This window comes from Gordonia sp. ABSL11-1, assembly GCF_030315685.1.
Classification (GTDB): domain Bacteria; phylum Actinomycetota; class Actinomycetes; order Mycobacteriales; family Mycobacteriaceae; genus Gordonia.
The window spans coordinates 1-24,128 of record NZ_JASXSI010000030.1 but is presented as its reverse complement, the minus strand read 5'-3'; the positions used below and the strand labels follow the sequence as shown (position 1 = coordinate 24,128).

Genomic DNA, 24,128 nt, shown 5'->3' with positions numbered 1-24,128 from the left:
CGTGAGTTCACTTGTCTGCCGAAGCGCTGTGGTCACCGGCGATTCCAGTTCGTCCGGCGGTCAGCTCTCGCGGTATCGCGTGGCGATCGACCGCCCGACCACCACGCGCATGATCTCGTTCGTGCCCTCCAGTATCCGGTGCACGCGGAGATCACGGACGATCTTCTCCAGACCGTACTCGGTCAGATATCCGTAGCCACCGTGCAACTGCAGCGCCTGATCGGCGACGGTGTAGCAGGTGTCGGTGACGAATCGTTTGGCCATCGCACACTGTTCGACCTTGTCCGGTGCATCCGCGTCGAGCGCCGCCGCCGCCTGCCACAGCATCAGGCGGGAGGCCTGCAGAGAGGTCGCCATGTCGGCGAGTGTGAAACGGATCGTCGGTTCGTCGATCAGGGCTCCGCCGAAGGCCTTACGGGACGCGACGTAGGACGCAGCCCGGTCGAATGCCGCCTGCGCGCCGCCCAGCGACGAGGCCGCGATGTTGAGTCGACCACCGTTGAGGCCGTTCATCGCGATGCCGAAACCGATGCCCTCCTGCCCACCGAGCAGATGATCCGCCGGCACCCGCACGTCGTCGAGGACGACCTGCGCCGTCGGCTGGGCGTGCCACCCCATCTTTCGTTCCTGCGCGCCGAAACTCAGTCCGGGGGTGTCCTTCTCGACCAGGAAGGTCGAGATGCCGCGGGGTCCGTTGTCGCCGGTGCGGGCCATGACGACGTACACGTCGCTCGCGCCCGCACCGGAGATGAACTGCTTGACCCCGGTCAGCACGTAGTCGTCGCCGGAGCGGACGGCACGCGTGGACAAAGCGGCGGCATCCGACCCCGCTCCCGGCTCGGTCAGGCAGTAGCTGGCCACGGCCTCCATCGACGCCATCCGCGGCACCCACTGGTCCCGCTGCGCGGGGGTGCCGTAGCTGTCCACCATCCAGGTGCACATGTTGTGGATGGAGAGGAACGCGGCGACGGCCGGGTCGGCGTAGGCGAGCTGCTCGAAGATGCGCACACCGTCGAGCCGTCGCAGCCCACTGCCACCGACGTCGTCGGAGCAGTAGATGGCGGCCATGCCGAGCTCGGCCGCCTCCCGGAGTTCGTCGACCGGGAAGTGGTGGCTTTCATCCCATTCCAGCGCAAACGGGGCCAACTTCTTGGCGGCGAACCCGGCCGCGGTCTCGACGATGACGCGCTCGTCGGCGTCGAGACCGCTGTCGGTGATGGTGGTCATGGTCGTGGTGTCTCCTGCGTCGTCGATCCCCGCCGTCGATCCGGCACGATCAGTCCATCGTCGGGATGACGAACTCGGCGCCGTCCTTGATCCCAGACGGCCAGCGCGACGTGATCGTCTTGGTCTTTGTGTAGAACTGGATCGACGCGGGCCCATGCTGATTGAGGTCGCCGAAGCCGGAACGCTTCCAGCCGCCGAAGGTGTAGTAGGCCACCGGAACCGGGATCGGCACGTTCACGCCGACCATGCCGACGTTGACCCGGGAGGTGAAGTCGCGGGCGGCATCGCCGTCCTGGGTGAAGATCGCCACGCCGTTGCCGTACTGGTGATCCGACGCCAGTGCGAGCGCCTCTTCGTAGTCGGCGGCACGCACGATCTGCAGCACCGGGCCGAAGATCTCGTCGGTGTAGGAGGTCATGCCCTTGGTGACGTGATCGAACAGCGTCGGTCCGATGAAGAACCCGCCGGAGATGTCGTCGTCGCCGTAGGACTGCTCGTCGCTGGTGCGCTCACGGCCGTCGATGACCAGTTCCGCACCCTCCTCGACGCCCGTGGCGATGTAGCCCTTCACCCGCTCGAGGGCCGCCGCGGTCACCAGTGGTCCGTAGTCGGCCTTGGGGTCGAGGCTGTGCCCGACGCGCAACGCATTGACCTTGTCGATGAGCTTGGCGCGCAGTCGTTCTGCGGTCTGCTCGCCCACCGGGACGGCGACGCTGATCGCCATGCAGCGCTCACCGGCGCTGCCGTAGCCCGCGCCGATGAGCGCGTCGGCGGCCTGATCCAGGTTCGCGTCCGGCATGATGATCATGTGGTTCTTGGCGCCACCGAAACACTGTGAACGCTTGCCGTTGGCGGCCGCGGTCGAGTAGATGTACTGCGCGATGTCGGAGCTGCCGACGAAACCGAACGCCTGCACGTCAGGGTTGTTCAGCAGCGCATCGACCGACTCCTTGTCCCCGTGCACGACCTGGAAGACGCCGTCGGGCAGGCCGGCCTGGCTGAACAGCTCGGCGAGCCGGACCGGAACCGACGGGTCGCGCTCGCTGGGCTTGAGGATGAACGCGTTGCCGCACGCGAGCGCCGGGCCGGCCTTCCACAGCGGGATCATCGCGGGGAAGTTGAACGGGGTGATGCCCGCGACCACACCGAGCGGCTGGCGGACGGAGTGCACGTCGATGCCGCCGCCGGCACCCTCGGTGAACTCGCCTTTCAGCAGGTGCGGGATCCCGATGGCGAACTCGATGACCTCGGTGCCGCGCTGGATGTCGCCTTTCGCGTCGGCATGGGTCTTGCCGTGCTCGAGCGACAGCAAGGTCGCGAGCTCATCGGCGTTCTGGTTGACCAGATCGACGAACCGCATGAGCACACGGGCACGACGTTGCGGATTCCACGCCGCCCATTCGCGCTGTGCCTCGACGGCGGTCGCGACCGCGGCGTCGACCTCGGCGGTCGAGGCCAGCGGGACCTTGGCGGCGACGGCTCCGGTGCTCGGATTGAACACGTCGGCGAACCGGCCCTCTGTGGCGGTCACCGCGGAACCGTTCAGGTAATGCGGGATGGAGCGGACGGAATCGGTTGTGGACACGAGGAGATCACCTTGATTCGTGAGTCGGGACAGACGCTGTGCGATTGTGGCTTCCGTCTCCGTATAGTAGGACATCCAAGTAATTGGCGCCACCACCTCCCACCTGCGAATTTCACCCGAAACGGCTGGTTAGGTTACCCTTTCTCCGAGCACAATGTCAGGCGTTGTCGTGCCCGGACGCGGAGCACGACGTCGAAAGGGGTATCTCCATGTCCGTCGTCATCCTCTACGGCACGGAAACCGGGAACAGCGAGTTGGTCGCAGACGCGATCTCGGATGTGCTCGCTGTCGATCACGATCCCTCCATCTACGACATGAGCGAGTTCGCCGTCGAGGATCTCGACCCGGCCGACTTCCTCGTGGTGATCTGCTCGACCTACGGCGAGGGCGAACTCCCGACCGGCGCGGAGCCGTTCGCCGAGGAACTCGACGCCGTCGAGCCCGACCTCACGGGGCTGCGCTTCGCGGTGTTCGGCCTGGGCGACACCGTCTATGGCGAGACCTTCAACCGCGGCGGAGAGATCATGGCCGAGAAGTTGACCGCCCGCGGAGCGGTGCAGGTCGGCGACCATGCCCGTCACGACAACTCATCGCCGGTCAAGCCGGCCAAGTTCGCGGCGGAATGGGCCGCGGGCATCGTGGGCGTCATCGATCCGGTCAACGCCGGCTGACCCCTCGGCGCCGCTCGCCGACCCGACACCCTCGACGTCCCGACACTCCTCGGCGACCGCGGACGATCCACTCAGCGGGCGGCGACCCGACCGGCGTGTGGCCGGCGGGCGTGTCGCGAGATCTCCTCGGCCCGGATCGCGGCCAGCTTCGCCAGCTCGAGGACGGCACGCACCATCACTGCCAGCACGATCCCCAGGAACACCGCGGTCGGGACGGAGACGTTGAGGTTCTCCCCCAGCACCACGACGCCCAGCGCCATCGACACCGCCAGTTCGACGACGGTGAGCGCCGGGAACGATGTCTGCAGCTCACCGGCACCGAACGCGCGCTGTTGCGCGACGATCGCGCTGCTGGCCACGACGAGGAAAAGGTAGAGCTCGGGCTGGAGGAACGCGCCTGCGAAGTCGTGCAGGAACTGGTAGGCGACCGTCTTGACCAGCAGTGCAGACATGCCGAACAAGGCGCCGCCGGTGACCCCGTAGAGAAGTGCCTTGTAGTGACGGTTGGATCTCTCGGCGGCGATGACGCAGATCAGTAACGCCACGATGACCCCGCCGATGGTCGCCACCATCAGCAGATCCTCGGGACGTCGCGGCGACGGTTCCGGCCGGGACACGGCCAGGAAGATCGTCACGCACGCCACCAGCACCGCACCCCAGGCCCATTCCTTGCGCAGTGGCCGACGATGATCGGCCCACGCCTCCATCGGCAGCGCGAACAGGATCGCGAGAACCACCAGCGGCTGCACCAGCAGGATCGACCCCAGGCCCAGGGCCGCGACCTGCGACGCGAAGCCGCACAGGGCGATCACCGCACCGATCCACCATCCCCGGGCGATCGCCCCACTGGCGTGGGATGCGCGCTGCCGCATCACCGTGCCGGCGGCGATCAGAATCGCGGCCAGCACCGACAGCAGCGCGGGTACCCAGGAATGCACACGTCCCAGGCTATCTGTTGACGGTCGAGCTTCAAGCCGATCGGATCCCGGTGGGCACGGTGTGGATCCCCCACCCTGTCGGTTCGTCGTCGTAGGTTGGGTGCATGCGGTACCAGTCCGAACTCGAACGACTCACGACCCTCGATGCCGACACGATCGTGCGCGCGTGCTCGTCGCCGGGTGCCGTCGTCGAGCTGATCGATCAGGCCGTGGACGAGTGCATCGAGTTCGACGAGCTCGCCGATGAGCATCTGATGACCGGGTCCGACGACGACGCCGCATACTGCCGGCAAGAGGCGGCCGCATGGCGGGCCACCGCAGCGGTGCTGCGGATGCTGTCCCGCGACGAGTCGGCGAGCTCACGGCGCGACGGTGATGCGGGCGCCAGTCGCGAACGGGGTCGGGGTGCCGCGTGAGCCGCACCCTCGTGCTGATGCGGCATGGAAAGTCCGGGTACCCTCCCGGCGTCGACGACCATGACCGCCCACTGGCGGATCGCGGCCGTCGGGAGGCGGCACTGGCCGGCCGATGGATGTCCGACGAGGGCCTGACGATCGACGCGGTGCTGTGTTCGACCGCAACCCGCACCCGACAGACACTGGAACGAACCGGCGTCGCCGCACCGACGACCTTCGTCGACGACATCTACGGCGGCGCACCCCACGAGATCCTCGAAGCGATCCGACGCCACGCTCCCGCCGACGCCGGAACCGTCATGGTGGTCGGGCACTCGCCGGGTATGCCCACCACGGCGTTGACCCTCGATTCCGACGGATACATCGAGCGCTTCCCCACGTCCGCGTATGCGGTGGTGACCGTCGGCGTGCCGTGGGATCGTCTCGGGCTCGACGTCGATCCGGACGCCCGGCTGGTCGGGACGCGGATTCCACGCGAGTGACCTGATCCGCAGGACCCCGTTCGCCGCCGGCCGGCCAGGCCTGTTCAGGCTCCCGTGTAGGGCGGCACCGCGACGCACGGCACCGGCGGCGCATGTGCAGGGTCGAGTGCACCGAGCACCAGCGCCGCGCTCCGTCGATTGGACGTGATCGACGCGTGGTCGGACCGGTCGATCGGGCAGCCGTCCTGCACCACGATGTTGCGGACGTCGGTGCCGGGCGGACCGGCCAGGATGCCGCTCGAGTAGGGGGTGACGATCTCGTCGTCGCGGGTGACGATGTTCGTATACGCGACACCGGGTAGGTACGGAGTGGGTTGCCGGACCGCCTGATTGAACGAGAGGTCACGCGGCGGCGCGACACAGTCGGGACACGGTGGTCGCGGCGCGTCGCGAATCCCGAGCGCGTGCCGGAAGTCGTCGATGGCCTCGCCACGGTCGTCGTCGGAATCGGGACCCTGCCGCCAGTAGGGCGCCAGTGACACATAGTGGGCGACCTTGCCGCGTCCGCGGAGATACTTCATCCAGTACGTCGGGATCTCGGTGCCCAGTGAGTGACCCACGATGTCGACCTGCCGGGATCCCGTCGTCGCCCTCACCCGGTCGGCGAATCCCGCGATCTGCCAGGCGCTGTCGAGCTTCGGTCCGAGGCCGCCGAGCGCGGACGCCGGCCACACGGTCGACAACGCGCCGTAGGTCGGGGCGAAGACACAGTAGCCCGCATTGGCGAGCACCGGTGCGAGAGTGGCCCAGTTCGTCTGTCGCCCACCACCACTACCGTGTACGAGGATCACCGGACGCGGATGCCGCGCCGACGGCCGACAACCCCGGTCGTTGGTTCCGGGCAGCGACCCGCCCGGGTGTGCGAGTTCGGCGCGGATGCCGGCAGTGAAGTCGTACTGCACGGGTAGTGGAGGTGACGGTGATGCCGCGGCGGCGCCCGGCGCCGACACCACGCCGACCGCGGCGGCGAGAACCGTCACCGCGATGATCAGGGCGCCGCGTAACCGCATCACTCGTCTTCCGGTGTCACCAGATCGCATCGAACCCCGAGAAGCCGTACCGGACGGTCGATCTCGAAATCCCCGAGCAGGCCGTCGATCACCGGGACGATGTCGTCGTAACGGATCGTCGGCGCCGGCAGTTTCCTCGACTTCGTCCGCGTACAGAAGGTGGTGGTGCGTACGGTCACCGCGACCCGGAAGACCTCGCGCCTCTCAGCGAGAACCTGATCGACGAGCTCCGCAGTGAGTTCCCGTGCAGCCGAGAGCATCTCATCGAGATCTGTCATGTCGACCGGGTACGTGCGCGACTTGGAGTGCGAGCGGGCCAGCCAGGGCTCCGGCGTGATCGTCGAATCGCCGCCGCCGCGACACAACACGTAGAGCCAGTTGCCCTGATGCGGCCCGAAGGTCTCGATCAGGTCCTCGCGCGGTGTGGCGATCAACTGATGGACGGTGTCGACACCACGAGCGGTGAGTTTCGCCGCGGTCTTCGGTCCGACGCTCCACAGGTCGCGACAGGGACGATCTCCCATGAGCGGCAACCAGTTCTGCTCGTCGAGTTCGAAGACCCTCTCGATCCGGAACGGAGCCAGGGCCGCCGACTCCGGGTCGGGCTTCTTGGCGAAGCCGGTCGCCATCTTGGCGCGTTGCTTGTTGTCGGAGACGCCGATCGAGCAGCGCAATCCGGTGGACTCGAACACCACGGCCCGAATCCGTTCGGCGAGAGTGCCGATCGTGACGCGATCGTAGGAATCGGCGGAGGCATCGGAGGCAACGGCCTGGGCATCGGCGTTGTCATGCGAGCGCATGCCGCCGACGGCCTGCACGCCCATGTACGCCTCGTCCCACCCCCATACCTCGACGGGATGTCCGAACTGACGCAATGCGTTCATCACGTCCGCCGAGGCGACATCGTAAGCGGGGACGTCGAGGGGCAGGTAGACGGCGTCGGGCATCTTGCGGTAAGCGGCCCGCAGCGGCATCCCGGCACGGACACCGACGTCCCGCGCCTCATAGGACGCACAGGTGACGACCTTGCGCGCCTCGGTGGGATCTCCGTTGCCCCCGACGATCACCGGGACGCCCACGAGCTCCGGACTGCGCAACCTCTCGACGGAGACCTGGAACTGGTCCAGGTCGACGTGGATCAGCCATCGGTACCGTCGTGGTGTCTCGGCCACCGGTCAAGCGTACTGCGCCGGCCACCTTTGCCGCGGTCACGCGAGCGGCGGTCGAACATTCGGGTCGGACCGGTCGCACTGCCGAGGCAGCCGACCGGCCCGGCCCGACCCCGCGAGCGACGCCCTCCCCTGCGTCGACGTGGAAACGTTGCGACGCGCTGCCGTCAGTCACCGCCGAAATCCCCTCTGACGTGCTCTGATCTCTCACCGTGTCGCGGTTACCAAGCAGTAGGTTACCGATGCGTAGCACGCTAGAGCAGAAACCCCGCACTGTCCAGTGGTACGGGTCATATTCGCTGTCAACAATGGCCTGCGGCACTGACAAACCCACGCAAACCCACTGCGGGACCGGTCAGTGACGCGCCGCGATCCGCAGCGTCGTGGTGTCCAGACCGATCCCGCGACAGGCCTCGCGCAGCGCGTCCGGGTTGTAGGCGAGCAGCGATGACGACATCCCCACGTCGTGCGCGTCGGCTCCGAACAACCGTGACCACCGCAGCGCGTCCGGATAGGCGAAGAATGCGCTCGCCTTGCTGATGTGGATCGAGAGCAGGTCGCGCGTCGACGGGTCGAGTGCCACGCGCGCATCGGCGAGAACGCGCCGGAACAAAGCGCGGTCGTCGTGCAGCGGCCTCGGGCGCAGATGCAGTGCACGCGAGGAGGTTCCACAATTCGTCGGATCGGTGAGCGCATGGACGGCGACGAACGCGAAAGCAATCCGGACCAGGTCCAGACCATGCGGGTCCATCGACCACCGTGCCTGTCCGGCGATGTACCGGACGGCGCGCACCGGCAACGCCGCCGGCACGCGCTCGAGAATGCCTGGACCGCAGCGCCTCTCGTGCAGGTCCTCGATGAGCATCTGCGAGAGTATGCCGATGCGCTGACTGTGTTTGCGCAGCATCCCGGACAGTGAGATCGAGGCATCGAAGGTCAGATCGAACTCCTGCGGCGCGTCCAGCAGTGCATCGAGACCCGGGATGACGACGAGTTCCGCCACCTCGATGGCCTCGAGCAGGGCCGTCGCGCGGCGGAGCCCGTCGTCGACGCGGGCGCGTGAACGGCGCGTGAGTGTGTCGGGCATGAGTCCCCCTCGTTCGACGTCTGACGATGTGACGTCATGACCTACGCCCCGGCATGTGCGCATGACGATTGGCGATCCGGTCGACCGTCGTCGGCCACCGAAACGTGACCGGAACCGAACCCGTTGCCGGACAAACGATCTGACAACGAGCGTTTCCGATGTTGGCGCCATCGCCGACCCCCTACTCGCGAGTAAGGTGCGATACGCATCGCTACCGTAGAGTAACTTGGCGTCGCTGTCCAGAGATCCACTCAGCTCGCGATGGCTGATCCACGGCAAAGGATCCTTTGCGGCACAGTTTGACTCACGTGTAAAGGTCCGGCAGCCGATCCTCGAGATAGGGAAATCGACGTCGCGATTCGACGAGGGTGGCTCGGTCGAGTTCGGCGACGACGAGGTCCGGTGCACGATCAGCAACCGCGATGACATCACCGGTGGGAGCGACGATCTCACTCCGTCCGCCGTAGATCAGCTCGTTCTCGGAGCCGCAGTAGTTCGCGTACGCCACGAAGACCTGGCTCTCGACGGCACGTGCGCGGACGAGCACGTCCTGGACGACGTCGTACTCGATCATGTTGGCCGTGGGCACACACACGACGTCGGCGCCGCGCAGCGCGAGAGATCGGACGAGCTCGGGGAACTCGACCTCGTAACACGTCAGAAGACCAAATCGCCATCCGGCGACCTCGACCACCGGGGGCCTCGCGGACCCGGACGCCACCATCCGGCGGTCGAGGTCGCCGAAGAGATGTGTCTTGTGGTGAGTCGCCGACCCGATGCCTTCCGCGTCGACGAGCCGGATGGCGTTGTACACCGATCCGTCCGGGTCGAGTTCGGCGCAGCCGTAGAGGACGGCGATCCGATGGCGGGCGGCGATCACACGGACGCGATCCGCGATCGGCCCATCGGGCGGATCGGCCAGTTCTCGCGCCCGCACGGCGCCGATGTCGTAGCCGGGGACCACCATCTCGGGCGTGACGATCAAGTCCGCTCCGCGGCGGGCGGCGTCGGCGGCCGCCGCATCGAGGCGGTCGAGGTTCTCCCCCGGCGCACCCGGCCGAGGTTCACACTGCCAGAGGGCGATCCGCAGGCGCTCGTCGTCGGCCGTCATCGCTCGTTCGCTCACGGACCGACGTCGATCGGGCCGAGGTCGACGTACCGGTCGCCCGGACCCGGGTTGTCCGGATGCGAGGTACCTCCGACGTGATGCATGACGCCCCACACCGCGTTGAGCGCGGTCTGCACCGCACCCTCGACCCAGGCGGGCATGAACGAGACGTCGTCGCCGGCGATGAAGATCCCCTGTTCCTCGACGGGCAGCCGGCCCTGGCCGTGGAAGTGCCCGTACATCCGCGTGTTGTACCGGTAGTGTCCCGGCAGCGCGCCCTTGAACGCGCCGAGGAAGTGGGGTTCGGCCTCCCAGGACACGGTCAGCGGGCGCCCCACGATGTGCTCGGCGATGTCCACGTCGGGATAGATCTTGCGTAATGCATCCAGCGCCAACGACACCCGCTTCTCCACCGGATGCGGCAACACCTTGAGCGCATCGCTCATCCAGGTGTAGCTGAGGCAGATCACGCCGGGACGGTCGGGACCGTTGTCGAACAGGTACGTCCCGCGGGTGAGCCTGTCGGTCAGCGTCATGCTGAGGACGTCGCGCCCGGTCGCCGGGTCACGGTCGGTCCAGAACGGCCGGTCGACCATGACGAAGGTCTTCGACGACTGCATGTAGCGGGTGCGGTCGAGGGCCATCCACAGGTCCTGGCTGAACAGGCTCTCGTCGCACTCGATCTCGGTCGACAACAGCCATGCCTGGCACGTCGCGACGACCGCCGGGAACACCCGGGAGTCACCCCAGCGATCCACGACCTCGATACGGTCGGGTCCGAGGCGCCGTAGCGACGCCACCCCGGCCCGGGGCACCCCGCTGTGCAGCGAGGACAAGCTGGTGCCGACCGGCCAGTGCCGGATGGTGGCCGGCGAGTCGGACCACAGTTTGCGCGGTACCTGTTCGGCGCCGCCGACGACGAGGTGCTGATCGGTGTCACAGTTGGTGACGACCACCCTCAAGATCTCCAGCATCGAATTCGCGAAGTCCGAATCCCAACCGCCGGTGCCGAATCCGACCTGCCCGAACAGTTCTCGATGCCGGAACGACAAGGAACCGAACTCGTCGGAGGTGGCCAGGAAGTCGTAGAAGCTGCGGTCGTCCCAGTCCACGACCAGCCGGTTCCACAACGCCTTGAGCGTCGCGGTGTCACGCTCGCGAATGGCGTCCTGCAGAGCGGAGAACCCCGCGACCCGCTCGAGCGCACTGTCCCAGGCGGTCTCGATCTCGGTGTAGATCGGCGGCAGGTCGTCGAGCGTGCGGGCGTAGAGCGTCTCACCGCCCAGGTCGATGACCGTACTCCCGGCGGCGGCGGTGAGCGGATTCGGGAACGGCCGCGTGCGGAGTCCGAAGGTGTCGACGTAGTGGAAGAACGTCGACGACGACGCCGGGAAACGCATCCCGCCGAGCTCGGCCACCTCTGGTTCGCCGGGGACGAAGTGCTCGGAACGCAGGCGGCCGCCGATGCGCTCGGGTTCGTACACGACCGGTCGCAGCCCGATCTTCATCAACTCGTACGCGGCGACCATCCCGGCCATGCCCGCGCCGATCACGGCGACCTCGGTGCCCAGCGCGTCCGATGGAACCGAACCGATCCCGGCCGGGTGCGTGATCCAGTCGTCGTAGGGGAACGGGAAGTCGGGACCGAAGATGGTCACCGGCCGGTCAGGGTGCACGCGTTCAGCGTATTGCCGATCGATCGGCGCCGCCCGGCTCGTCACCGGCGTGGCGAATCGTCGTCGGCCGCTTTATTGAGGACCGAAGTCGTCCGCATTGTGGCGCACACTGGGTTCTGTCGAGATCGAACATCCCCCTTCGCAGAGAGGCACCATCATGGACTGGACACTCGAGGTCGCGTTTCTCCCCGTCAGCGACGTCGATCGGGCCAAGGAGTTCTACACCAGGATCGGCTTCAATCCCGATCACGATCAGTCGCCCACCGACGACATCCGGTTCGTGCAGATGACTCCCCCCGGCTCGAACTGCTCGATCGCCTTCGGCACGGGCATCGTCGACGGCGGTCCGCCGAATCCGGGCACGCTCATGCTCTGTGTCTCCGACATCAACGTCGCACGCAAGCATCTCCTCGACGCCGGTGTCGACGCCAGCGACGTCGACGAGCAGGCGTGGGGGCACTTCGTCTACTTCGACGATCCGGACGGCAACCACTGGAACGTGCAGTATCTGCCATACCGGTGCCAGAACTGACGTGAGCTGACCCGGCTCGCGAGGCACCGATACGAGAGCAGTCCCAACGCCGCCTGCCCCGATTCCGTAGTACGAACACGCGCCTGAGGCGGGTTCGTACTACAGATTTCGGGGGGTCGGTCAGAATCGGGGCCGGTCAGTGGGCTTCCTCGGCCGAGTGCGAGTTGGTGAGTGTCAGCGCACCCCACCCGGCGATCAGCCCGACGACCACCGCGAGTGCGGCATATGTGATCCGCTCCCCGTGGAAGAACGACGTGACGAGGTCGCTGCTCCACACACCGGTCGGCAGACTGACGGTCACCAGTGCGGCGATGAGGGTTCCGACGACGGCCGTCCCGACGCTCGTGCCCACCTCCTGTGCGGTGTCGTTGAGCGCGGCGCCGATCGACGTCCGGTTCTCGGGCATCGCATCGACGAGGGCGACCGCACAGATCGTCATGACCGTCCGCAGGCCGATCGTCAGCGTCGCCATGAACACCGCGATGGCCAGATAGCCGTGGTCCACGCCCCATGCCAGACCCGCGAGCGAACCGGCGAGCAGTACGGCGCCGACGAGGCACGCGATCCGGTGACCGAACTTCTTTGCCAGGCCCTCGGATATCGGCGTCGCGGCGATCATCGTGATGATCATCGGCAGGTTCGCGAGTCCGGCCTTCACCGGACTCCACCCGAAGGCGTACTGGAAGTGCAGGATCAGGCCGAACATCACCCCGGCCATCGCGATCGAGGTCCCGATCTGAGCAATCGCCGCGCCACGCACCGTACCGGAGGCGAAGACGGTCAGATCGAGCATCGGTTGCGCGGTCCGTCGTTCGTGCCAGACGAACGCGATGAGTGCGAGGACGGCGCCCAGCGCGCATCCGACCGTGACGATCGATGCCCAGCCGTGCTCGACACCGCTGGTCAGTGTGTAACACGCCAGACCGATCGTCGCGATGCTCAGGACCGCGCCGGGTAGGTCGAGCCGATCACCCGTCAGATCTTCCGGACTGTCGGCCGCCACGCCCATGCGCACCCCGATCCACGCGATGAGCGCGATCGGCGCGTTCACGACAAGCAGCCACTCCCACCGGACGTGGGCCAGAGCGGTACCGCCGAGCAGCGGGCCGAGAATGAATCCGCTCATACCGACGACGATCATCAGCGTCATCGCGCGCATGCGCAGATCCTCCGCCTCGAACAGGCGGAACACCAGGGAGTTGGTGATCGGTGCCATCGCCGCGGCGGCGACACCGAGGGCGGCACGCAGGGCGATCAGCTCGCCCGGCGAGTGGACCCAGATCACCAGCAGGCTGATCAGGCCGAAGGCGGCGAGGCCGACGAGCAGCACCCGGCGCCGCCCCAGCCGGTCGGCGGCCGAACCGGCGGTGAGCAGCAGTCCCCCGAAGGTCAGCGAGTAGGCGCCGGTCACCCACTGCAGAGCGGTCGTGCCGCTACCGAGATCGCGACCGATCGTCGGCAGGGCGATGGTGAGAAGTGTGTTGTCGACCATCTCCACGAAGAAGGCCAGGCACAGGGCAGCGAGAGGAATCCATGCGGCACGCAGAGACGTATAGGTCCGGCCGGGAAGCGATTCGGTCATCGAGGTCATCGCTGCACCTCCTTTCATCGAACGTTGTTCGAGTTTCGAACAGAGTTCGACAATAGAACGTCGTTCGATGCGGCGCAAGGCTCCTGACAGCGGTGTGATGGGATAGATGGCATGGCACCTGAACGACGCGGCTCCCGGCGACGCGTCTCCCACTCACTCGAGGCCGTCGTCGACGCGGCGGTCGAGTTGCTCGATGAGGCCGGAGAGCCGGCGCTGACGTTCCGGGCCCTCGCGGCCCGGCTCGGCGGTGGGGTCGGCAGCATCTACTGGTACGTATCCAACAAGGACGAACTGCTCAACCTCGCGACCGACCGCGTCATCGCCGCGGTCCTGGAGGACACCGTCGAACTCGCCCCCGACGCTGATCCACTCGACAACGTCCGCACCCTCGCGCTGTCACTGTTCACCACTGTCGCCGAACGACCGTGGCTCGCGGCGTATTTCATGCGGAACACGACCATCCAGGCCAACGGACTCGTTTTCTACGAACGGCTCGGGGAACAGATGATGCGGTTGAAACTGTCCCCTCGCAAGACCTTTCACGCGGTGTCGGCCGTTCTCGGGTATGTGATCGGGGTAGCCGCGGACCTCGGTCAGGAACCACCGAAAGAGGTCGTCGACGGCGAGGTCGCCGCGGCGGACTACCTGCACGGTATCGCCGACGAGTGGCGTGCGCTCGATCGGGACGAGTATCCGTTCATGCATTTCATCGTCGACGAGTTCGACGGCCACGAGGACATCGACCAGTTCCGCGCCGGTCTCGAATTGCTGCTGGACGGGATCCGGCTCGACGCCGGACTGCCCGCGACCGGCGCTCCCTGACGCGCCGATACGACGACAACGGCCCCCGCACTCTCAGAGTGCGGGGGCCGTTGTCTGCCTGTCGATTTCGTAGTAGATACCCGCGCTAGACGCGTGTTCGTACTACGGAAACGGGTCAGCGGTAGTCGTTGGAGAACCCGTAGTCGTCCAGCGGCACCGCAGCACCGGCGGGAGCACCGAAGGTGCCGTCCGGGCTGTAGTAGGTGTCGTCGTAGGACGGCACCGCGTAGGCCGCGGCACGTGCCTCTTCGGTCGGCTGCACCTGGATGTTGCGGTACCGGTTGATGCCGGTACCGGCCGGGATCAGCTTACCGATGATCACGTTCTCCTTGAGACCGATCAGCTTGTCGCTGCGGCTGTTGATGGCCGCATCGGTCAGGACACGCGTGGTCTCCTGGAACGACGCCGCCGACAGCCACGACTCGGTGGCCAGCGATGCCTTGGTGATACCCATGAGCACCGGACGACCGGCGGCGGGCTCGCCACCCTCCTGCACGACGCGACGGTTCGCCGACTCGAACTCGGAACGCTCGGTGAGCGATCCGGGCAGGAACTCGGTGGCACCGGAATCGATGATCGTCACGCGACGCAGCATCTGACGAACGATCGTCTCGATGTGCTTGTCGTGGATCGACACACCCTGGCTGCGGTAGACCTCCTGGACCTCGTTGACCAAGTGCACCTGCACCTGACGGGGACCCATCACGCGCAGCACCTCGTGCGGATCGGCAGCACCTTCCATGAGCTGCTGACCGACCTCCACGTGGTCGCCGTCGGCGAGCAGACGCTCGCTGCCGTCGTCGTGCTTGAAGACACGCAGACGCTGGCGCTTGGAGATCTTGTCGTAGACGACCTCTTCCGAACCGTCGTCGGGGACGATGGTGATCTTGTAGAAACGATCGTCGTCCTCGAGCCGCACCCGACCGGACACCTCGGCGATGGGCGCCTTGCCCTTCGGCACGCGGGCCTCGAACAGCTCCTGGACACGGGGCAGACCACCGGTGATGTCGTCACCGACGCCACCCTGGTGGAAGGTACGCATCGTCAGCTGGGTCCCGGGCTCACCGATCGACTGGGCCGCGATGATGCCGACGGCCTCGCCGATGTCGACGAGCTTGCCGGTGGCCATCGAACGGCCGTAGCACATGGCGCAGACGCCGGTGCCGGTCGCACAGGTGAGCACCGACCGCACCTTGACCTCGGTGATGCCCGCACCGAGGAGGGCCTCGATCGCCGGATCACCCAGATCGTGACCACGCTCGACGATCACCGTGCCGTTCTCGTCGACCGCGTCGGCGGCCAGCGTGCGGGCGTAGGTGGAGGTCTCCACGTGCGCATCGCGGATCAGCGTGCCGTCGGCCTGCTTCTCGGCGATGGTGGTCATGATGCCGCGCTCGGTGTTGCAGTCGGTCTCGCGAACGATGACGTCCTGGCTCACGTCCACCAGACGACGAGTGAGGTAACCCGAGTCGGCGGTACGAAGAGCGGTGTCGGCCAGACCCTTTCGAGCACCGTGCGTGTTGATGAAGTACTCGGCCACGGTCAGGCCCTCGCGGAACGAGGACTTGATCGGACGCGGGATGAACTCACCCTTCGGGTTGGTCACCAGACCCTTCATGCCGGCGAGCGAGCGGATCTGGGTCATGTTGCCCGCGGCACCCGACTTCACGATCATCGGGATCGGGTTGTCGTCCGGGTAGTGGGCCTCCATCGCGGTACCGACCTCTTCGGTGGCCTGCTTCCAGATCTCCACCAGGGCGTCACGACGCTCTTCCGGGGTCAACGCACCGCGCTGGAACTTGCGCTCCAGACCGTCGGCGCGCTCCTCGTACTTGTCGAGGATCTCCTTCTTTGCCGGCGGCACGAGCACGTCGGCCATCGACACGGTGACACCCGAACGGGTGGCCCAGTAGAAGCCGACGTCCTTGAGCTTGTCGACGGTCTGCGCGACCACGATCATCGGATACCGCTCGGCCAGGTCGTTGATGATGACGGCCTGACGCTTCTTCGGCATCTGCTCGTTGACGAACGGGTACTCGACCGGCAGCAACTCGTTGAACAGCACGCGACCCAGGGTCGACTCGATGTCCCACGGCTGACCGTAGGTCCAGCCGTCCGGGAACTGCTCGGCCTCGATGTCGGCGGGCGGACGCTGGTCGGTCAGACGCACCTTGATGCGCGACTGCACGGTGAGCGCACCGCGGTCGACGGCCATGATGGCCTCGGCCGGGGTCGAGTAGACACCGCGCTCGACGTCGTCGGAGCTCGCCGGCGCGTACTCGCCTGCCGCACCCTCCTTGAGGGTGGTCAGGTAGTACAGACCGGTCACCATGTCCAGACGCGGCATGGCGAGCGGACGGCCCGACGCCGGCGACAGGATGTTGTTCGACGACAGCATGAGGATGCGTGCCTCGGCTTGCGCCTCCGCGGACAGCGGGAGGTGCACGGCCATCTGGTCACCGTCGAAGTCGGCGTTGAACGCCTCACAGACCAGCGGGTGCAGCTGGATGGCCTTGCCCTCCACCAGCTGTGGCTCGAAGGCCTGGATGCCGAGGCGGTGCAGCGTCGGAGCACGGTTGAGCAGCACGGGGTGCTCGGCGATGACCTCTTCGAGGACATCCCACACCGCGGGACGCTGACGCTCGACCATGCGCTTGGCCGACTTGATGTTCTGCGCCTGGTTCAGGTCGACCAGGCGCTTCATCACGAACGGCTTGAACAGCTCGAGGGCCATCAACTTCGGCAGGCCGCACTGGTGCAGCTTCAGCTGCGGGCCGACGACGATGACCGAACGGCCCGAGTAGTCGACGCGCTTGCCGAGCAGGTTCTGACGGAAACGTCCCTGCTTGCCCTTGAGCAGATCGCTCAGCGACTTCAGCGGACGGTTGCCCGGTCCGGTGACCGGACGGCCGCGACGACCGTTGTCGAACAGGGCATCCACCGACTCCTGCAGCATCCGCTTCTCGTTGTTGACGATGATCTCGGGTGCACCGAGGTCGATCAGTCGCTTGAGGCGGTTGTTGCGGTTGATGACACGGCGGTACAGATCGTTGAGGTCGGAGGTCGCGAAGCGGCCACCGTCGAGCTGCACCATTGGGCGGAGCTCCGGCGGGATCACCGGCACGGCGTCGAGCACCATGCCCAGCGGCGAGTTGCCGGACTGCTGGAACGCCGCGACGACCTTCAGTCGCTTCAGCGCACGCAGCTTCTTCTGACCCTTCCCGCTGCGGATGGTCTCGCGCAGCGAATCGGCCTCGGCGTCGATGTCGAAGTTCTCCAGGAGCTTCTTGATCGCCTCCGCGCCCATCGCACCGGCGAAGTACTCGCCGAAACGCTCGTCGAGCTGACGGTAGAGCTTCTCGTCGATGATCAGCTCACCTGGGCTCAGCTTGACGAAGCGGTCCCAGATCTCCTCGAGCTCGTCGAGCTGACGCTGCGCCTGATCGCGCATACGACGCATCTCGCGTTCGGCACCGTCACGCACCTTGCGGCGCACATCGGCCTTGGCACCCTCGGCCTCGAGCTCGGCGAGATCCTGCTCGAGCTTCTGCTGACGCTCGTTCAGGTCCACATCACGCTGATCGGTGAGTGCCTTCTTCTCGACCTCGATCTCTGCCTCACGGGTCGACAGCTCCGCGTGGCGCAGCTCGTCGTCGACGGAGGTGATCACGTAGGCGGCGAAGTAGATGATCTTCTCGAGATCCTTCGGCGCCAGGTCCAGCAGGTAGCCCAGACGGCTGGGCACACCCTTGAAGTACCAGATGTGCGTGACCGGGGCGGCCAGCTCGATGTGGCCCATCCGCTCGCGACGCACCTTGGCACGGGTCACCTCGACGCCGCAGCGCTCACAGATGATGCCCTTGAAGCGCACGCGCTTGTACTTGCCGCAGTAGCACTCCCAGTCGCGGGTCGGCCCGAAGATCTTCTCGCAGAACAGGCCGTCCTTCTCGGGCTTGAGCGTGCGGTAGTTGATCGTCTCCGGCTTCTTGACCTCACCGTATGACCAGTTGTGGATGTCATCGGCCGTGGCGAGACCGATCTTCAGTTCATCGAAGTAATTGACGTCGAGCACTTGTTACCTTTCGTGGCTCTGTCAGATGTTGCTGGTCGGTGATAGTCAGTTGGCCAAGTCGTCGACTGTCGCGGATTCGTTGCGCGACAAGTTGATTCCCAGGTTCGCCGCAGCGCGCTCGAGATCCTCGTCGTCGGTGTCGCGCATCTCGATGGCCGCGCCGTCGCTGCTGAGCACCTCGACATTGAGGCAGAGCGACTGCAGCTCCTTGAGAAGCACCTTGAACGACTCGGGGATGCCCGGCTCGGGGATGTTCTCGCCCTTGACGATCGCCTCGTACACCTTCACGCGGCCGACCACGTCGTCCGACTTGATGGTGAGCAGCTCCTGCAGGGTGTAGGCGGCGCCGTAGGCCTGCATGGCCCAGCACTCCATCTCACCGAAGCGCTGACCACCGAACTGCGCTTTACCACCGAGCGGCTGCTGCGTGATCATCGAGTACGGACCGGTCGAACGCGCGTGGATCTTGTCGTCGACCAGGTGGTGCAGCTTGATGATGTACATGTAACCCACCGACACCGGGTACGGGAAGGGCTCGCCGGAGCGACCGTCGAACAGCGTCGCCTTGCCGTCGCCGTTGACCATGACCTCGCCGTCGCGGTTCGGCAGCGTCGAGGACAGCAGACCGGTCAGCTCCTCCTCGCGGGCACCGTCGAACACCGGGGTGGCGGTGTTGGTGTCGGGCTCCGCCGAGTACATCTCCTCGGGCAGCTTCGACGCCCAGTCGGGCACGCCGCTGGCCACGTCGATGTTCCAGCCGGCCTTGGCGACCCACCCGAGGTGGGTCTCCAGGATCTGACCGATGTTCATACGACGGGGCACACCGTGGGTGTTCAGGATGATGTCGACCGGGGTGCCGTCGGGCAGGAACGGCATGTCCTCCTGCGGGAGGATCTTGCCGATGACGCCCTTGTTGCCGTGCCGGCCGGCAAGCTTGTCGCCGTCCTGGATCTTGCGCTTCTGAGCGACGTACACACGCACGAGCTCGTTCACGCCGGGGGCCAGATCATCGTCGTCGTCGCGGCTGAAGACGCGGACGCCGATGACCTTGCCGGTCTCGCCATGCGGCACCTTGAGCGACGTGTCGCGGACCTCGCGCGCCTTCTCACCGAAGATCGCGCGGAGCAGCCGCTCCTCCGGGGTCAGCTCGGTCTCGCCCTTCGGGGTGACCTTGCCGACCAGGATGTCGCCGTCACGGACCTCGGCACCGATGCGCACGATGCCACGCTCATCGAGATCCGCGAGGACCTCGTCGGAGACGTTCGGGATGTCCCGGGTGATCTCCTCGGCGCCGAGCTTGGTGTCGCGGGCGTCGATCTCGTGCTCCTCGATGTGGATCGAGGTGAGCACGTCCTCCTCCACGAGCCGCTGGCTCAGGATGATGGCGTCCTCGTAGTTGTGACCCTCCCACGGCATGATCGCGACGAGCAGGTTCTTGCCCAGCGCCATCTCACCGTTCTCGGTACACGGACCGTCGGCGAGGACCTGACCGGTCTCGACGCGCTGACCCTCGTCCACGATCGGACGCTGGTTGGCGCAGGTGCCGTGGTTCGAGCGGGCGAACTTGCGCATCCGGTAGGTGTCGCGGCTGCCGTCGTCGGCCATCACGGTGATGTAGTCGGCGGAGACCTCCTCGACCACACCGGTCTTGGTGGACACGACCACGTCGCCGGCGTCGACCGCGGCGCGCAGCTCCATGCCGGTACCGACCAGCGGCGACTCGTTGCGCACCAGCGGCACGGCCTGACGCTGCATGTTCGCACCCATCAGGGCGCGGTTCGCGTCGTCGTGCTCGAGGAACGGGATCATCGCGGTCGCGACCGACACCATCTGTCGCGGCGAGACGTCGAGGTAGTCGACCTCGTTCGCGCCGACGAACTCGACCTCCGAGCCCTTCTTGCGGACCAGGACACGCTCGTCGGTGATACGGCCGTCGAGGGCGTAGTTGGTGTTGGCCTGCCCGACGAGGTAGCGGTCCTCCTCGTCGGCGGTCAGGTACTTGACGTCGTCGGTGACGACACCGTTCTCGACCTTGCGGTACGGGGTCTCGATGAAGCCGAACGGGTTGACCCGCGCGTACACCGAGAGCGAACCGATCAGACCGATGTTCGGACCCTCGGGGGTCTCGATCGGGCACATGCGGCCGTAGTGCGACGGGTGGACGTCGCGGACCTCGAGGCCGGCACGCTCACGCGACAGACCGCCGGGCCCCAGCGCCGACAGACGACGCTTGTGGGTCAGGCCCGACAGCGGGTTGTTCTGATCCATGAACTGCGACAGCTGGCTGGTGCCGAAGAACTCCTTGATCGCCGCCACGACGGGACGGATGTTGATCAGGGTCTGCGGTGTGATCGCCTCGACGTCCTGGGTGGTCATGCGCTCACGCACGACACGCTCCATGCGCGAGAGGCCCACGCGGATCTGGTTCTGGATCAGCTCGCCGACGGTACGCAGGCGACGGTTGCCGAAGTGGTCGATGTCGTCGACCTCCACCGGGACCTCCACGCCGCCGGGGACGGTCATGTAGGTGGTGGTGTGCGGATCGGCCTCGTGCAGGCGGACCAGGTACTCGACGGTCGCGACGATGTCCTCACGCGTGAGGACGCCCTCGCCGACCATCGGGTTGTCGGTCAGGCCGAGCTTCTTGTTGACCTTGTAGCGGCCGACGCGGGCCAGGTCGTAGCGCTTCTCCTTGAAGAACAGGTTCTCCAGCAGGTTCTCCGCGGACTCCTTGGTCGGCGGCTCGCCCGGACGCAGCTTGCGGTAGACCTCGAGCAGCGCCTCGTCCTGGTTGGCGGTGTTGTCCTTCTCCAGGGTGGACATCATGATCTCGGAGAACCCGAAACGCTCGGTGATCTCCTCGTTCGTCCAGCCCAGGGCCTTCAGGAGGACGGTGACCGGCTGACGGCGCTTGCGGTCGATACGGACACCGACGGTGTCGCGCTTGTCGACGTCGAACTCCAGCCAAGCACCACGGCCGGGAATCACCTTGACGGTGTGCAGCGTCTTCTCGGTGGTCTTGTCGATCGCAGCGTCGAAGTAGACACCGGGGCTGCGGACGAGCTGGCTGACGACGACACGCTCGGTGCCGTTGATGATGAAGCTGCCCTTGTCGGTCATGATCGGGAAGTCGCCCATGAAGACGGTCTGCGACTTGATCTCACCGGTGTTGTTGTTGATGAACTCCGCGGTGACGAACAGCGGCGCCGCGTAGGTCATGTCCTTGTCCTTGCACTCCTCGACGGAGGCCTTGACCTCGTCGAAGTGCGGGTCGGAGAAGGACAGCGACATCGAGCCGGAGAAGTCCTCGATCGGGGACAGCTCGTGCAGGATGTCCTCGAGTCCGCCGGTCGGGTTGTCATCACCGCGGGCGATCGACTTGGCGCGCCACTCGGGAGAGCCGACGAGCCACTCGAACGAGTCGAGCTGCAGGTCGAGGAGGCCGGGGACCTCCAGTGGCTCATTGATCTTTGCGAAAGATGCGCGCGCGGGCGCGCCGGGGATGGTTGAGGTGGACTGGCGGTCGAGTGCCAAGATGCGTCCTTCCAACACGAAGTGTTCTACCTAGCTCGGTGCTTGGCTTGATGGGCCGTTCGCCGGTGACACCTGAGATTCGGCGATCACCACGAGCACACACAGCAAAGGTGGCCAGAGGAAGGATCGTGAAGTGGACAGGAGGCAGCCAGCGCAACGTCCAACTGTAGCAGAAAATAGACCCACTTTGTCAAGCGGCGTCTGAAACGAATTGCGCGCCGATGGCTGCCTGCACGTGATTCGCTGGTGACAGCGTGGCCCGACAACGGCCGTTCGTCAAGCGCTACGCGCGAAATTTCTGCAAGTCATGCCAGATCAGAACGCCTCGACCTCATTGATCAGCGAGTCGTCGCCGACGTGAGCACAGATGACGGGGAACGTAACGGTCGGCGTTACGTTCCCCGTCATCTGTGGGCAGGCCGGATCAGAACGCCTCGACCTCGCTGATCAGCCAGTCGTCGCCGTGTCGGACCATCCCGAACTGGTAGCGCGGGGCCGCACTCTGCCCGGCGACACCGGCCTGCTGCTGGCTGACGATCATGTTGACGACGACACGCGCGGTGGCGCCGTCGTCGGCGCCGGACAGGTCGGCGACGCCCACGGACTCGACGCGACAATCGGCGACCTGTTTGGTCTGGTTCAGGATCTCGCGCTGCTGCGGCAGGTACTTGTCGAAGTCGCTGAGCGCCGTGCCGGTGAGCACCGACCGCGCCTTGTCCGCCCATTTGTTGACGTCGACGGTGTCGACGGTCAGGTTGCAGGCCTTGCTCTGCACCTGGGAGGTGAGCTCGGTGGTGGCCGCCTGATCGACGAACGCCTTGTTGGCGCCGATCGAGGCGCCGGGGTGCAGACCGGCGATGACCGCGAAGACGGCCACGAGGGCCGCGACCGCGGCGAGGATGCCGATGGTGCGTCGTCGGTCGGATGCCGATGTCGACTTCTTCTTCTTTTGCTTCTGCGGCGGGCCCGACCCGGCGCGTGTGCTCGCGGTCGACGAGTCGCCGGGACGGAGGGTGGACACCCGCGACACCGGGCGGGTCTTGCCAGTGGGTGCGGGCTTGTCGGGGGTGGTGTCGTCGGCGGTGGCGGAGTGGTCTCGATCAGCGTCGGACTCGCTGCGCTCGCTCGGCGCTGCTCGACCAGCAGGCGGGGTCGCGTCGGGGGTCGGGGTCGAGGTGTCCTCGACGGACTCGGTGCTCGACTCCGTGGTCGGGGTGCTCGACTCCGTGGTCGGGGTGGTCGGGGTGGTCGGGGTGGTCGGGGTGGTCGGGGTGCTCGACTCCGCGGTCGGGGTGGTCGGGGTGGTCGGGTCGACGGAATCCGACGCACCCGGGCGCGGATGGCCCGCGATGCGGCGTGTGACGGGCCGATTCGTCTTCTTACGCGGTGGGCGTGGGTTCGTGGGCATCAGTTACCTCCCCCGGGGGTCGCCGACGGGGCGGGGGCTCCCCCGCCGCCGGGCACGCCGGCGGCGGTACCCGGATCCTGGTAGGCCATCGACTCGAGCGGAGTGATGTCGCTGGCCTTCCAGTCGTCGCCCTCCTCGGTCATCGAGACCGAGAAGCCCATGGTCTGTGTGACACCGGCCTCGTTCTCCCGCTTGGAGGTCGCCGCCACGTAGACGAGCACCTTCGCGGTGCCGTCGTCGGCGTCGACCTCGGTCGGGGCACTGCGGATCAGGCGCGACGACAGCGCGGCGGCCTGCGGGCCGGCCTGGGTGATCATCGAGTTGAGATTGCTGACGTCCTGCGTGGTGATCTGTTCACGGGCTTTGCCCGTGAGAGACCCGTCCACACGCTTCTTCCATCCGGCGGTGTCCTTGGGGTCCACCGTCGTCACGTTGATGATGGCCTGCTCGGCGCCGTCGACGGCGCCGTCGCGGGCGGTCTGGATCGGTTTCTGGACGAAGTAGGCCTGATAGCCCTGATAGCCGAACCAGATCGCGCACACGGCGGCGACGATCACGGCGAGCACCGCCAGCGCGAGGGCCAGCACCTGTCCCCTACCGGCCCGGCCACTGTCTGCTGGGCTGCTGCCGGTAGGTCCGTTGTGGGCTCCTCGTGTCGAGGCTGTCGGTGTGTTGCTAGTCATCGGCCGTCACTGTAGTCAGAGGCACCTGAGAGCAGGCCAAGCGACAAGATGTCGCCGGCCTGTGCAGGGCCTTGCGGTCACTTCTCGTGCACACCCATCAATGCCGCGAGCTGCTGC

At 66.5% G+C, this 24,128-nt stretch carries 18 protein-coding genes; 5 read left to right on the top strand and 13 right to left on the bottom strand.

Going from position 1 to position 24,128, the window contains the following annotated elements:
* Positions 1-60: 60 nt before the first annotated feature.
* Together QSJ19_RS23625 and QSJ19_RS23620 are read right to left on the bottom strand one after the other, a co-directional pair.
* Positions 61-1,227: an acyl-CoA dehydrogenase family protein gene (locus QSJ19_RS23625; protein ID WP_286323461.1), complete on the bottom strand. Its 1,167-nt coding sequence runs from the start codon at positions 1,225-1,227 to the stop codon at positions 61-63.
* Between the two features lie 49 nt (positions 1,228-1,276).
* Positions 1,277-2,812, bottom strand: coding sequence for a CoA-acylating methylmalonate-semialdehyde dehydrogenase (locus tag QSJ19_RS23620; RefSeq protein WP_286323460.1), 1,536 nt, complete (start codon positions 2,810-2,812; stop codon positions 1,277-1,279).
* A 209-nt stretch (positions 2,813-3,021) separates the two neighbouring features.
* On the opposite strand from QSJ19_RS23620, the gene QSJ19_RS23615 reads away from it, so the two are divergent.
* Positions 3,022-3,483, top strand: coding sequence for a flavodoxin domain-containing protein (locus tag QSJ19_RS23615; protein ID WP_286323459.1), 462 nt, complete (start codon positions 3,022-3,024; stop codon positions 3,481-3,483).
* Positions 3,484-3,554: 71 nt separating this feature from the next.
* Here the strand turns inward: QSJ19_RS23615 and QSJ19_RS23610 are convergent, their stop codons facing one another.
* Positions 3,555-4,421, bottom strand: a complete 867-nt coding sequence (locus QSJ19_RS23610) for a DMT family transporter (protein WP_286323458.1) — start codon at positions 4,419-4,421, stop codon at positions 3,555-3,557.
* Between the two features lie 104 nt (positions 4,422-4,525).
* Between QSJ19_RS23610 and QSJ19_RS23605 the strand changes: the two genes are divergently transcribed.
* Both QSJ19_RS23605 and QSJ19_RS23600 read left to right on the top strand, forming a co-directional pair.
* On the top strand, positions 4,526-4,837 hold the full coding sequence (locus QSJ19_RS23605) for a hypothetical protein (protein WP_286323457.1): 312 nt from the start codon (positions 4,526-4,528) through the stop codon (positions 4,835-4,837).
* A gap of 17 nt (positions 4,838-4,854) precedes the next feature.
* Positions 4,855-5,319, top strand: a complete 465-nt coding sequence (locus QSJ19_RS23600; protein WP_286323486.1) for a SixA phosphatase family protein — start codon at positions 4,855-4,857, stop codon at positions 5,317-5,319.
* Positions 5,320-5,363: 44 nt separating this feature from the next.
* Here QSJ19_RS23600 and QSJ19_RS23595 read toward each other — a convergent pair whose 3' ends face one another.
* The 5 genes from QSJ19_RS23595 to QSJ19_RS23575 all read right to left on the bottom strand — a co-directional run bounded on the left by QSJ19_RS23595 (position 5,364) and on the right by QSJ19_RS23575 (position 11,369).
* Entirely contained in the window at positions 5,364-6,329 is a 966-nt protein-coding gene (locus QSJ19_RS23595; protein WP_286323456.1) for an esterase/lipase family protein, read from the bottom strand.
* Entirely contained in the window at positions 6,329-7,501 is a 1,173-nt protein-coding gene (locus tag QSJ19_RS23590) for a DNA polymerase IV (protein ID WP_286323455.1), read from the bottom strand. The genes QSJ19_RS23595 and QSJ19_RS23590 overlap by 1 nt, the downstream gene beginning before the upstream one ends.
* A 352-nt stretch (positions 7,502-7,853) precedes the next feature.
* Positions 7,854-8,585 carry a hypothetical protein gene (locus QSJ19_RS23585; protein WP_286323454.1) on the bottom strand — a complete coding sequence of 244 codons (732 nt, stop codon included), beginning with the start codon at positions 8,583-8,585 and terminating at the stop codon, positions 7,854-7,856.
* Positions 8,586-8,889: 304 nt separating this feature from the next.
* The gene (locus QSJ19_RS23580) at positions 8,890-9,711 is read right to left on the bottom strand and encodes a carbon-nitrogen hydrolase family protein (RefSeq protein ID WP_286323453.1); all 822 of its coding nucleotides are present in this window, start codon (positions 9,709-9,711) and stop codon (positions 8,890-8,892) included.
* Positions 9,708-11,369, bottom strand: a complete 1,662-nt coding sequence (locus tag QSJ19_RS23575) for a flavin monoamine oxidase family protein (protein ID WP_286323452.1) — start codon at positions 11,367-11,369, stop codon at positions 9,708-9,710. Before QSJ19_RS23575 ends, QSJ19_RS23580 begins: the two co-directional genes overlap by 4 nt.
* Positions 11,370-11,526: 157 nt before the next feature.
* Between QSJ19_RS23575 and QSJ19_RS23570 the strand changes: the two genes are divergently transcribed.
* On the top strand, positions 11,527-11,901 hold the full coding sequence (locus tag QSJ19_RS23570; RefSeq protein ID WP_286323451.1) for a VOC family protein: 375 nt from the start codon (positions 11,527-11,529) through the stop codon (positions 11,899-11,901).
* Between the two features lie 136 nt (positions 11,902-12,037).
* On the opposite strand, the gene QSJ19_RS23565 is transcribed toward QSJ19_RS23570, so the two are convergent.
* Positions 12,038-13,492, bottom strand: a complete 1,455-nt coding sequence (locus tag QSJ19_RS23565; protein WP_286323450.1) for an MFS transporter — start codon at positions 13,490-13,492, stop codon at positions 12,038-12,040.
* 111 nt (positions 13,493-13,603) lie between these two features.
* On the opposite strand from QSJ19_RS23565, the gene QSJ19_RS23560 reads away from it, so the two are divergent.
* Positions 13,604-14,314: a TetR/AcrR family transcriptional regulator gene (locus tag QSJ19_RS23560; protein WP_286323449.1), complete on the top strand. Its 711-nt coding sequence runs from the start codon at positions 13,604-13,606 to the stop codon at positions 14,312-14,314.
* Between the two features lie 115 nt (positions 14,315-14,429).
* Here QSJ19_RS23560 and QSJ19_RS23555 read toward each other — a convergent pair whose 3' ends face one another.
* The 4 genes from QSJ19_RS23555 to QSJ19_RS23540 all read right to left on the bottom strand — a co-directional run bounded on the left by QSJ19_RS23555 (position 14,430) and on the right by QSJ19_RS23540 (position 24,011).
* Complete coding sequence (locus QSJ19_RS23555; protein ID WP_286323448.1) at positions 14,430-18,386, bottom strand: DNA-directed RNA polymerase subunit beta'; 3,957 nt, start codon at positions 18,384-18,386, stop codon at positions 14,430-14,432.
* A gap of 45 nt (positions 18,387-18,431) precedes the next feature.
* Positions 18,432-21,920: a DNA-directed RNA polymerase subunit beta gene (gene rpoB / locus QSJ19_RS23550; RefSeq protein ID WP_286323447.1), complete on the bottom strand. Its 3,489-nt coding sequence runs from the start codon at positions 21,918-21,920 to the stop codon at positions 18,432-18,434.
* Positions 21,921-22,344: 424 nt separating this feature from the next.
* Positions 22,345-23,328, bottom strand: a complete 984-nt coding sequence (locus QSJ19_RS23545; protein WP_286323446.1) for a hypothetical protein — start codon at positions 23,326-23,328, stop codon at positions 22,345-22,347.
* Positions 23,328-24,011, bottom strand: coding sequence for a hypothetical protein (locus tag QSJ19_RS23540; protein WP_286323445.1), 684 nt, complete (start codon positions 24,009-24,011; stop codon positions 23,328-23,330). Before QSJ19_RS23540 ends, QSJ19_RS23545 begins: the two co-directional genes overlap by 1 nt.
* Positions 24,012-24,128: the final 117 nt, after the last annotated feature.